At 45.7% G+C, this 11,894-nt stretch carries 8 protein-coding genes and 1 pseudogene; 8 read left to right on the top strand and 1 reads right to left on the bottom strand.

Annotation, left to right across the window (positions count from 1 at the left end):
* Positions 1–118: 118 nt before the first annotated feature.
* From dxs to spo0A, 6 genes and pseudogenes are all read left to right on the top strand, one after another.
* Positions 119–2,020, top strand: a complete 1,902-nt coding sequence (gene dxs / locus SC79_RS06925) for a 1-deoxy-D-xylulose-5-phosphate synthase (RefSeq protein WP_039074435.1) — start codon at positions 119–121, stop codon at positions 2,018–2,020.
* Positions 2,017–2,861: pseudogene (locus SC79_RS06920) on the top strand (TlyA family RNA methyltransferase). The gene dxs and the pseudogene SC79_RS06920 overlap by 4 nt, the downstream one beginning before the upstream one ends.
* Positions 2,862–2,957: 96 nt before the next feature.
* Positions 2,958–3,407 carry an arginine repressor ArgR gene (argR, locus tag SC79_RS06915; protein ID WP_010328294.1) on the top strand — a complete coding sequence of 150 codons (450 nt, stop codon included), beginning with the start codon at positions 2,958–2,960 and terminating at the stop codon, positions 3,405–3,407.
* Between the two features lie 34 nt (positions 3,408–3,441).
* On the top strand, positions 3,442–5,172 hold the full coding sequence (recN, locus tag SC79_RS06910) for a DNA repair protein RecN (RefSeq protein WP_039074433.1): 1,731 nt from the start codon (positions 3,442–3,444) through the stop codon (positions 5,170–5,172).
* Positions 5,173–5,346: 174 nt separating this feature from the next.
* Complete coding sequence (gene spoIVB / locus SC79_RS06905; RefSeq protein WP_010328296.1) at positions 5,347–6,627, top strand: SpoIVB peptidase; 1,281 nt, start codon at positions 5,347–5,349, stop codon at positions 6,625–6,627.
* A gap of 276 nt (positions 6,628–6,903) precedes the next feature.
* Entirely contained in the window at positions 6,904–7,707 is an 804-nt protein-coding gene (spo0A, locus tag SC79_RS06900; protein ID WP_039074432.1) for a sporulation transcription factor Spo0A, read from the top strand.
* A gap of 529 nt (positions 7,708–8,236) precedes the next feature.
* On the opposite strand, the gene SC79_RS06890 is transcribed toward spo0A, so the two are convergent.
* Positions 8,237–9,355: an NADH-dependent flavin oxidoreductase gene (locus SC79_RS06890; protein ID WP_039074431.1), complete on the bottom strand. Its 1,119-nt coding sequence runs from the start codon at positions 9,353–9,355 to the stop codon at positions 8,237–8,239.
* A 492-nt stretch (positions 9,356–9,847) separates the two neighbouring features.
* On the opposite strand from SC79_RS06890, the gene SC79_RS06880 reads away from it, so the two are divergent.
* Entirely contained in the window at positions 9,848–10,579 is a 732-nt protein-coding gene (locus SC79_RS06880) for a glycerophosphodiester phosphodiesterase (RefSeq protein WP_039074429.1), read from the top strand.
* A 128-nt stretch (positions 10,580–10,707) separates the two neighbouring features.
* Positions 10,708–11,889 carry an acetyl-CoA C-acetyltransferase gene (locus SC79_RS06875; RefSeq protein WP_039074428.1) on the top strand — a complete coding sequence of 394 codons (1,182 nt, stop codon included), beginning with the start codon at positions 10,708–10,710 and terminating at the stop codon, positions 11,887–11,889.
* Positions 11,890–11,894 lie beyond the last annotated feature (5 nt).

Here is an 11,894-nt window from a genome sequence, read left to right as displayed (position 1 = left end):
ATGAAATGGAAGAGCGCGTTTGTCTTTTTTTATGTTTGAGAACTGGCCATTGTCCGGCTCGGCATGAGGAAGACATGTATCATTGCAGAAATTCATGCTGAAAGTGAGTTGATCCGCTTTGGATCTTTTATCAATACAGGACCCGTCATTTTTAAAAAACAAGTCCATTGATGAATTAGAAAAATTAAGTGAGGAAATCCGTCAATTTTTAATTACAACGTTATCCGCTTCGGGCGGCCACATCGGCCCAAACTTAGGTGTCGTAGAACTTACTGTTGCACTGCATAAAGAATTTAACAGCCCGAAAGATAAATTTTTGTGGGACGTTGGCCATCAGTCGTATGTCCACAAGCTGCTGACGGGGCGCGGAAAAGAATTTGCCACGCTTCGCCAGTACAAAGGGCTCTGCGGATTCCCAAAGCGGAGTGAAAGCGAGCATGATGTTTGGGAAACCGGGCACAGCTCAACCTCCTTGTCAGGGGCGATGGGAATGGCGGCTGCCCGTGATATTAAAGGAACGGATGAATTTATTATTCCGATCATTGGCGACGGCGCACTGACCGGCGGAATGGCGCTTGAAGCGCTGAACCACATCGGCGACGAGAAAAAAGACATGATTGTCATCCTAAATGATAATGAAATGAGTATAGCCCCGAATGTGGGCGCCATTCATTCTATGCTTGGGCGGCTGCGAACTGCTGGTAAATACCAGTGGGTGAAAGATGAGCTTGAATACTTGTTTAAAAAGATTCCGGCAGTTGGGGGCAAACTTGCCGCCACGGCGGAACGATTAAAAGACAGCCTGAAATACATGCTCGTCTCGGGCATGTTTTTTGAAGAGCTTGGCTTTACGTATTTAGGCCCGGTGGATGGACATTCTTATCATGAGTTGATTGAGAATCTTCAATACGCGAAAAAAACGAAAGGCCCTGTTCTCCTGCATGTCATCACGAAAAAAGGGAAGGGGTACAAACCGGCTGAGACCGATACAATCGGAACATGGCACGGTACCGGCCCATATAAAATCAATACCGGTGACTTCGTAAAACCGAAAGCAGCAGCCCCTTCATGGAGCGGTCTTGTCAGCGGCACTGTACAGCGAATGGCGCGAGAGGACGGACGCATTGTCGCCATTACGCCGGCTATGCCTGTTGGCTCAAAGCTTGAAGGCTTTGCAAACGAATTCCCTGATCGCATGTTCGACGTAGGAATCGCCGAACAGCATGCGGCAACGATGGCGGCAGCTATGGCTATGCAGGGGATGAAGCCGTTTTTAGCGATTTATTCAACCTTCCTGCAAAGGGCGTATGACCAAGTGGTTCATGACATATGCCGCCAAAACGCCAATGTGTTTATCGGAATTGACCGAGCAGGGCTGGTGGGTGCTGACGGAGAGACACATCAAGGTGTGTTTGATATTGCGTTTATGCGCCACATTCCAAACATGGTCTTAATGATGCCGAAAGATGAAAATGAAGGACAGCATATGGTTCATACAGCACTCAATTATGACGAAGGCCCGATTGCGATGCGTTTTCCGCGCGGAAACGGTCTCGGCGTCAAAATGGATGAACAGCTGAAAACAATTCCGATCGGCACGTGGGAAGTGCTGCGACCGGGGAACGATGCCGTTATCTTAACATTTGGAACAACAATCGAAATGGCGCTTGAAGCAGCTGAAGAGCTGCAAAAAGAAGGCCTTTCCGTGCGCGTTGTGAATGCCCGTTATATTAAGCCGATTGATGAAAAGATGATGAAGGATATCCTAAACGAAGGCTTGCCGATTTTAACGATTGAAGAAGCGGTCTTAGAAGGCGGCTTCGGAAGCTCGATTTTAGAATTCGCTCATGATCAAGGTGAATTTCTTACACCGATCGACAGAATGGGTATCCCGGATCGGTTTATTGAACACGGCAGCGTAACTGCGCTTCTTGAAGAAATAGGACTGACAAAACAGCAGGCGGCAAACCGCATTCGATTACTGATGCCGCCGAAGACACACAAAGGAATTGGATCATGACGTCAAAGAAAGAACGATTAGATGTTTTACTAGTAGAAAGAGGGCTGGCGGATACGCGGGAAAAAGCCAAGAGAGCCATTATGGCGGGGATCGTCTATTCAAACGAAAACCGCTTGGACAAGCCGGGAGAAAAAATTGACCGCGATCTTCCGCTAACCGTCAAAGGAAATCCGCTGAAATATGTGAGCAGAGGCGGCTTAAAGCTTGAAAAAGCGCTAAAGGAGTTTCCCGTCTCTGTTAAGGATAAAATCATGATTGATATCGGCTCCTCCACCGGCGGTTTTACGGACTGCGCGTTGCAAAACGGTGCTAAACAGTCATACGCGGTGGATGTAGGCTACAATCAGCTTGCGTGGAAGCTTAGACAGGATGAACGGGTTGTCGTGATGGAACGGACAAACTTCCGTTACGCCACACCGGCAGACTTTACAAAGGGCATGCCCGAGTTCGCCACGATTGATGTGTCCTTTATTTCACTGCGGCTCATCCTGCCTGTCCTCAAAACATTGCTTGTGCCCGGCAGTGACTGCATGGCTCTTGTTAAGCCGCAGTTTGAAGCAGGACGGGAATCCGTCGGCAAAAAAGGGATTGTCAGAGATCCTAAAGTGCATGCTGATGTTCTCAAGCGTATGGTCAGTTTCTCTGCTGCAGAAGGCTATATCTGCAAAGGCCTGTCATTTTCTCCGATCACGGGAGGAGACGGCAACATTGAATTTCTCCTTCATTTGCATTGGCCGGGAGAGGGACAGGAAGGACAGGAGCTGTCAGAAGAGGAGATCAATCGCATTGTAGAAGAGGCGCATAAGACGTTAAAAGAAAAAAAGCAGATGTACCGGAATAATAGGGCGCTATTATTCCTTTTTTCTGCATTCATGTACATTTTGTAGAGAATCATATAACATAAAAGAACAGATAAGCTGGAAATAGAGGTGCTTACATGAACAAAGGCCAGAGGCATATTAAAATCAGAGAGATCATTACAAGCAATGAAATCGAAACGCAGGACGAATTGGTCGACATGCTGAAGCAGGATGGATATAAAGTGACGCAAGCCACGGTTTCACGCGACATTAAAGAGCTGCACCTTGTAAAAGTGCCTACGAATAATGGCACTTACAAATACAGTCTTCCGGCAGACCAGCGATTTAATCCACTGTCCAAGCTGAAGCGGGCGCTGATGGACGCATTTGTGAAAATAGACTCAGCAAGCCATATGATCGTGCTGAAAACAATGCCCGGCAACGCCCAGGCAATCGGGGCACTGATGGATAATTTGGACTGGGATGAAATAATGGGAACCATTTGCGGAGATGACACGATTTTAATGATTTGCCGGACTCCTGAAGACACAGACGGCGTAAAAAACAGGCTGCTTGAGCTGCTGTAACAGAAATCTAACAAGATAAGAGGTGTAATGCTGTTTGTTAGCTGAACTATCCATTAAAAACTTTGCCATTATTGAGGAACTGACGGTTTCTTTTGAACGAGGGCTCACGGTTTTAACAGGAGAAACCGGAGCCGGCAAGTCCATCATCATAGATGCCATTTCTCTATTAGTCGGAGGCCGCGGCTCATCTGAATTTGTCAGATATGGAGAGGCAAAAGCCGAGCTTGAAGGGCTGTTTCTATTGGAGAGCGGGCATCCTGTTTTTGAAGTATGCGCTGAGCAGGGAATTGACGTGTCAGACGAAATGATCATCATGAGGAGGGATATCAGCACGAGCGGAAAAAGCGTTTGCCGCATTAATGGCAAGCTTGTTACGATTGCCTCGCTGAGAGAGATCGGCAGGCTTTTATTAGATATTCACGGGCAGCACGATAATCAGCTGTTAATGGAAGACGAAAATCATCTCCAGCTGTTGGACAAGTTTGCCGGAGCCGAAGCGGAAAGCGCGCTTCAAGCGTATCAGGAAGGGTATCAACGATATATGAAGCTGCTTAGTAAGCTAAAGCAGCTTTCTGAAAGCGAACAGGAAATGGCCCACCGTCTTGATCTCATTCAATTTCAGCTTGAAGAAATTGAATCGGCCAAGCTCGAGCTTAATGAAGATGAACAGCTCCAGGAAGAGCGCCAGCAATTTTCAAATTTTGAAAAGATCTATGAATCGCTGCAAAATGCATATAATGCGCTTCGCAGCGAGCAGGGCGGACTGGATTGGGTCGGAATGGCTTCAGCGCAGCTTGAAGATATATCCGATATTAACGAACCGCTGAAAAAGCTGTCTGAAAATGTGTCGAACTCCTACTATCTTTTGGAGGACGCTACATTTCAGATGAGAAATATGCTGGATGAGCTTGAATATGACCCGGAACGCCTAAATGATATTGAGACGCGTCTTAATGAAATCAAACAGCTGAAACGAAAATACGGTGTATCTGTTGAGGATATTTTAGAATACGCTTCTAAAATTGAAGAAGAGATTGACCAAATAGAAAATAGAGACAGCCACCTACAAAGTGTGAAGAAGGAGCTTGATTCAGTCGGCAAAGATGTCGCAGTGGAAGCGGAAAATGTTTCAAAAATCCGCAAACAATGGGCGAAAAAGCTGGCTGATGAGATTCACAGGGAATTAAAAAGCCTCTATATGGAAAAAACAACTTTTGATACGGAATTTAAGGTCAGAACAGCGCCCCGAAATGAAGAGGCGCCAATTGTTAACGGACAGCCTGTCCAACTGACTGAACAAGGGATTGATTTGGTGAAGTTTTTCATTTCAACCAATACAGGCGAACCGCTCAAATCTCTTTCGAAAGTCGCTTCTGGAGGAGAGCTGTCACGAGTGATGCTTGCTATGAAAAGCATTTTTTCCTCCCAACAGGATGTGACGTCGATTATATTCGATGAGGTTGATACCGGAGTAAGCGGCAGAGTCGCACAGGCAATCGCTGAGAAGATCCATAAAGTATCAATAGGCTCGCAAGTGCTGTGCATAACACATTTGCCTCAGGTGGCCGCCATGGCAGATACGCACCTTTATATTGCGAAGGAGTTAAAAGATGGCAGAACGACAACACATGTCAAGCCGCTGTCTAAGCAGGAAAAGGTAACAGAAATCGGACGCATGATTGCCGGCGTCGAAGTAACAGACGTAACGAAACGCCATGCAAAAGAACTTTTAAGACAAGCGGATCAAGTCAAAACAACCGGGTAAGCTGCGCGAAAAGCGCAGCTTATTTTTTTCGAGCACATCCATTCGTTCATCAGTATATCCAATGTTTTTCTTTATATGACAGTTATAAATAAGCCGTCAAAAGGCAAAATTAAATGATGTAGCAGCAAGTCATAAAGAAGGTGTGGGATAGGAGCGAGGAGAGTGAAGTAGTAAATGCCCGATAACATCAGAAAAGCAGTAGGTTTAATTCTCCTTGTTTCGTTATTAAGTGTAGGTTTGTGCAAACCGCTAAAAGAGTATTTACTGATTCCAACGCAAATGAGAGTATTTGAAACCCAAACACAAGCGATTGAAACGGGTTTATCGGTAAACGCTCATTCACAAGAATCTTCAGAAGCGTTTACAGTAAAGAAAGACCCGCATGAAATCAAAGTGACAGGCAAAAAATCAGGTGAATCAGAGTTAGTATACGATCTTGCAGGATTTCCAATCAAAAAAACAAAAGTACAAGTTCTTCCTGATTTAAAAGTTATACCTGGCGGACAATCGATCGGTGTTAAACTTCACTCCGTCGGTGTTCTTGTCGTCGGTTTTCATCAAATCAACACGAGTGAAGGCAAAAAATCGCCGGGAGAAACGGCCGGGATTGAAGCGGGCGATATCATTATTGAAATGAATGGACAGAAAATTGAAAAAATGAATGATGTAGCCCCATATATCCAGCATGCCGGAAAAACCGGAGAATCGTTAGATTTGCTCATTAAACGTGATAAACAGAAAATCAAAACAAAGCTCATTCCGGAAAAAGATGATGCAGAAGGCAAGTACAGAATTGGGTTATATATCAGGGATTCTGCCGCTGGCATCGGTACAATGACTTTTTATGAACCAAAGTCAAAAAAATACGGAGCACTTGGCCACGTGATTTCCGATATGGACACAAAGAAACCGATTGTCGTGGAGAATGGAGAAATCGTTAAATCAACTGTAACATCAATTGAAAAAGGGACAGGCGGAAATCCGGGCGAAAAACTGGCGCGATTTTCCTCAGAACGCAAAACGATCGGGGATATTAACAGAAACAGCCCGTTTGGGATATTCGGCACACTTCATCAGCCGATTCAAAACAACATTTCAGATCGAGCACTGCCGGTTGCGTTTTCTACTGAAGTCAAAAAAGGGCCGGCTGAAATTTTAACGGTCATTAATAATGACAAGGTAGAAAAATTTGATATTGAAATCATCAGCACAACCCCGCAAAAATTCCCGGCGACAAAAGGGATGGTCTTAAAAATAACCGATCCAAGGCTGTTGAAAGAAACTGGCGGCATCGTCCAGGGGATGAGCGGAAGCCCGATCATCCAAAATGGAAAAGTGATCGGCGCTGTTACCCATGTGTTTGTAAATGACCCGACAAGCGGATATGGCGTTCATATAGAATGGATGCTGTCAGAAGCAGGAATCGATATTGACGGAAAAGAAAAAGCAAGCTGACTGCCGGAATTCCGGCAGTTTTTTTGTTTTGACCCCTCTTCACTTCTCAGAATACATAAGGTAAAATATACAAAAGAAGATTTTTCGACAAATTCACGTTTCCTTGTTTGTCAAATTTCATTTTTAGTCGAAAAACGGAGAAAAACATAGAATAACAAAGATATGCCACTAATATTGGTGATTATGATTTTTTTTAGAGGGTATATAGCGGTTTTGTCGAATGTAAACATGTAGCAAGGGTGAATCCTGGTTAACTACATTTGGGGAGGAAGAAACGTGGAGAAAATTAAAGTTTGTGTTGCTGACGATAATCGAGAGCTGGTAAGCCTGTTGAGTGAATATATAGAAGGACAGGAAGACATGGAAGTCATCGGTGTTGCTTATAACGGACAGGAATGCCTGTCGTTGTTTAAAGAAAAAGATCCCGATGTGCTCGTATTGGATATTATTATGCCGCATTTGGACGGACTTGCGGTTTTAGAGCGGCTGCGGGAATCAGACCTGAAAAAACAGCCGAATGTCATTATGCTGACAGCCTTTGGACAGGAAGATGTCACGAAAAAGGCCGTCGATTTAGGCGCGTCCTACTTTATTCTGAAACCGTTTGATATGGAAAACCTTGTCGGGCATATCCGCCAGGTCAGCGGGAATGCAAGCAGCGTGACGCATCGCGCGCCATCATCACAAAGCAGCATTATACGCAGCGCCCAGCCAGAACCAAAGAAGAAAAATCTCGACGCGAGCATCACAAGCATTATCCATGAAATCGGCGTCCCAGCACATATTAAGGGCTATCTCTATCTGCGCGAAGCCATCTCAATGGTATACAATGACATTGAATTGCTCGGCAGCATTACTAAAGTTCTCTATCCGGACATCGCCAAAAAATTCAACACAACCGCAAGCCGTGTAGAAAGAGCGATCCGCCATGCGATTGAAGTGGCATGGAGCAGAGGGAACATTGATTCCATTTCCTCGTTGTTCGGCTATACCGTCAGCATGACAAAAGCTAAGCCGACAAATTCAGAGTTCATTGCGATGGTTGCGGATAAGCTGAGATTAGAGCATAAGGCTTCTTAGGCATGAGAAAAGTAGCGGATGATTAAATCAAACGTCTTTTATTTATTGGTTTGCGCTGATAAATAAGAGGCGTTTTGTTTTGGGGAAATATCGTCATGATAGGAAGGATTTTTTTCCGCAAGGAGTGATGCATGTGTTTGAAAAGTATGGCTTGTTGATGGCGCTATTTATTCTTGCGCTTTGCGTCATTTCGAACATCATTATAGAATCACGCATACTAGGCACCTTGATCGACTTTATCTCATTTACAGCCATGATTTCTTGTGTTTTCTTTGCTTGGAGAATCAAAACCGAAAATTCAGAATCAAATTGAAACCTTTCACCTGTAAAATCGTAAGTAAGGAAGCATACATGAACAAAGGAGACGTAACGAATGAAACAGAAAAAAGCAAGAAAGCGTGACGGGCTACTCCTAGAATTGCTTCCCAAGCGGCGGGCGAACTTCTTCTCTTGCTGTTTAGATGTTTACATAAACTATTGATTTAAAGTTGAAAAAGACTGCCGAAATCGTTTCGGCAGTCTCTGTACATTAATCTTTATAAGGCACCCAGCCAGACGAGTTCACAATCGCTTGCCATAGCGGTTCAGGCAAATGGTATTTTTCTTTATCTGTGCCTTTGATGACGGTTTCGATTTGTTTTTCCCGTCCTTCTTTTACTTTCACAGTCCAGTCAGGGTCAACTAAAATTTCTCGTCCCATTGCGACAAGCGGAATGCCGTTCTCGATGACGGCCAGCGCGTCATCTGCGGAATGGATGGAACCGACGGCGATCAGCGGCACTTTGTTGCCGACACGTTCATTCAATAACTCCATGCGTGTGCGAGTCGGATCTGCACCGCGGCGCGCTTTTGAGTTCACGTCCATCAGTGAGATGTGAAGGTAATCCAACTCTTTATCCGCTAAAGCATCAACAAGCGTGAAGGTTTCTGTCATTGTTAATCCTGGTGTCTCAGGTTCTTCCGGAGACAGGCGGTAGCCGACTAAAAACGCACCCTTCGCATGTTCTGCAGCAGCTTTTTTCACTTCATCGACAATAGCGAGCGGGAAGGCTAACCGTTTTTCATCGCTTCCTCCCCAGCGGTCTGTACGCTGATTTGTTTTCGGAGAATAAAACTGCTGAATCAAGTAGCCGTTCGCGCCGTGAATCTCGACACCGTCAAAGCCGGCTTCAATAGCGCGTCTTGTCGCTTCTCCAAATGCCTTTACAATGTTTTCTGTTTCTTCTTCTGTTAAGGCGCGGGCCATTTGCTTACCGTTATCAAATACGTCACTTGGCGCAACAACATCTTGTTGCGGAACGAGCTCAGACGGGCATTCAACGCCGCCGTGGTGAATTTGCACAACGGCTTTAGCGCCTTGTGACTGAATGGCTTGCGCTAATTTTTTCAAACCAGAGATGTTGGAGTCGTCATGGATGGCCGGCTGCCCGGGAAATGCTTTTCCGTCCGGCGTGACGTTGGCGCAGGCTGTAATCACCATTCCCATCTCTTTTGAGCGTGGGGTGATGTAGTCAAGTTCTGCTTCAGAGATCGAACCGTCTTCATTAGAAGCGTAATGCGTCATTGGTGCCACTGTGATCCGGTTATCGATTGTAACGCCGCTTTTAAACGTAAATGGTTCAAACAGCGGTTTATACGTAGGGTTCATGTGATCATCTTCTTTCGTTTGGATTCGCACATATTCTAGCCTATATGTGAAAATTAATGCAATTGATCTGCTTTACCGGCTGAATATCTTGAATACAGCTTGATATTTTCGCCGCTTTTTTTCGAGCTTCTTGAAGATTGACATCAAAATCGCTATGGTCAAAGGAAGAGCGTGAATTTTTATGGCTGCAACTTCTGTCTGTAAAATGAACATCACTTAAGAAGATTACGCCTCGCCACTCCACCGTCAAACGATTCGCTCCTCTCATTCTTCACATGTTTAATGTGTTCTTCATATATAGAACCGTCCTCATAGACACGACTGTTTTCTTTAAAAAACATGGAATTCTCATGCTGTTTTTCGCGTAATATTGGCAAAAGGCCGCAGAAGCATTTTCGATGAGGTTGATGAGATGGGCCTTCATCCTAGAGTGGTAGCGCTACAAACTGTATAATGGAGAAAACAGGAAACTTTAAGGGTTGAGGTGGAACGATGACAAAAATTTTTGCCCATCGGGGGGCATCTGGTCAATTTCCCGAAAATACAATGCTTGCATTTGAAAAAGGAATGGAAGCCGGAGCGGATGGAATTGAGCTTGATGTGCAGCTCACAAAAGATGGGCGTATTGTTGTGATCCATGATGAAAGACTGGATCGGACGACATCGCTCAAAGGATTCGTCAAGGATACAGCGTATGATGTGCTAAAGACTGCGAGTGCGGCTGCCGGCCGTGATCGAGCATACAGTGATGTCAAAGTGCCGCTGCTGGAACACGTTCTCGAGTATGCGGAAAAAAAGGAGTTTCTCATCAATATTGAATTAAAAAACAGTGTGATCCGCTATGAAGGAATGGAAGATAAAGTGCTGGAGGTAGTGAAACGATTCAAATTAGAGGAAAGAGTGATCCTGTCAACATTTAATCATGAAAGCTTGGCGCTATGCGGCCGGCTCGCTCCCCATATTGAACGGGCGGTGTTGACTTCAGATGTGCTTTATCAGGCTGACCATTATATCAAATCGATACCAGCTTCCGGCTATCACCCGAAGCTGAACAGCCCGGGGGCGGCGGATGAAGTAGTGAAGAAAATGAGGAACAGTTCGATCAAGGTAAGGCCATATACAGTCAATCGGCCGGAAGATATGAAGCGTCTCTTTGATGCGGGGGCAGACGGCATTTTCACCGATTTTCCTGCAAAGGCTTTGGCATTGCTAAAAGATAAATAGTTGTTATAGAAGGAGGCTGTTGGCGCAGTCTTCTTTTTTTCATTCATTCAAGATCGTTACAAAGCATACATTCATAGAAGACAACTAGAAATTGTAAGCGCTGTCTATCTTCTGAATGAGGTGAAACCATGAGGAAAACAGTCATTGTAAGTGCCGCAAGAACACCATTTGGCAAGTTTGGCGGGGCATTAAAAGAAGTAAAGGCAGCTGAGCTTGGGGGCATTGTGATGAAGGAGGCGTTACATCGCGCTGGAGTATCTGGAGATGAGGTGGAAGGAACTGTGATGGGCATGGTTGTCCAAGCCGGCTCAGGGCAGATTCCTTCCCGCCAAGCTGCCCGTCTGGCTGGAATGCCTTGGAGTGTGCCGTCAGAAACGCTAAATAAAGTCTGCGCATCCGGACTGCGCGCGGTCACCTTAGGTGATCAAATGATTCGGGCGCAAGATACGGATATTCTTGTTGCTGGGGGAATGGAAAGCATGAGCAATATTCCGTATGCCGTTCCCGCCGGGCGCTGGGGAGCGCGGATGGGTGATGGCGAGCTTAGGGACTTAATGGTTTATGACGGGTTAACATGCGCGTTTGACAAGGTGCACATGGCTGTTCACGGAAATACAGCTGCCAAGGAATATAGAATCTCACGAGAGGAGCAGGATGAATGGGCGTTAAGAAGTCATGCGCGGGCAGCTAAGGCAGCTGATAAAGGAAAGTTCCATGATGAAATCGTTCCCGTCAGCTGGACCAACAGAAAAGGAAAAACAGGCGTTGTTGACCAAGATGAAGCGATTCGCCGTGACACGAGCCTGGATCAGCTTGCGGCACTTTCTCCGATTTATACAAATGACGGTTCCATCACAGCCGGCAATGCGCCCGGGGTCAATGACGGAGCAGGCGCGTTTGTGCTGATGTCTGAGGACAAAGCTGCAGAGCTTGGCGCCCGGCCGCTGGCTACTATTCTTGGTTTTTCGACAATGGGAATGCAAGCGCATGAGCTAGCCGCAGCACCCGGGTTTGCAATCAATAAGCTCCTGAAAAAGAACGGTTTAACCGTTCAAGATATTGACTTGTTTGAAGTAAATGAAGCGTTTGCTTCTGTTGTTTTGACATGTGAAAAAATCGTCGGTTTCGATCTTGAAAAAGTCAATGTGAACGGCGGTGCGATCGCGTTCGGCCACCCGATCGGCGCAAGCGGTGCGAGAATTCTCATGACGCTTGTTTATGAATTAAAGCGCCGGGGAGGGGGGCTGGGAGTTGCCGCCATTTGCAGCGGTGCCGCTCAGGGAGACGCCGTATTAGTGCAGGTTCATTAAAACAA

Origin of the sequence: Bacillus sp. MSP13 (assembly GCF_000815295.1) — a bacterium.
Taxonomy (GTDB): Bacteria; Bacillota; Bacilli; order Bacillales; family Bacillaceae; genus Bacillus; species Bacillus vallismortis.
The sequence above is the reverse complement of the archived record's forward strand: the minus strand, read 5'-3'. Positions and strand labels throughout refer to the sequence as shown.

Coding starts and splice junctions, on each gene's coding strand:
- SC79_RS06880 (WP_039074429.1), top strand. CDS start 9,848: ATGACAAAAATTTTTGCCCATCGGGGGGCATCTGGTCAATTTCCCGAA.
- SC79_RS06890 (WP_039074431.1), bottom strand. CDS start 9,355: ATGAACCCTACGTATAAACCGCTGTTTGAACCATTTACGTTTAAAAGC.
- argR (WP_010328294.1), top strand. CDS start 2,958: ATGAACAAAGGCCAGAGGCATATTAAAATCAGAGAGATCATTACAAGC.
- SC79_RS06875 (WP_039074428.1), top strand. CDS start 10,708: ATGAGGAAAACAGTCATTGTAAGTGCCGCAAGAACACCATTTGGCAAG.
- spoIVB (WP_010328296.1), top strand. CDS start 5,347: ATGCCCGATAACATCAGAAAAGCAGTAGGTTTAATTCTCCTTGTTTCG.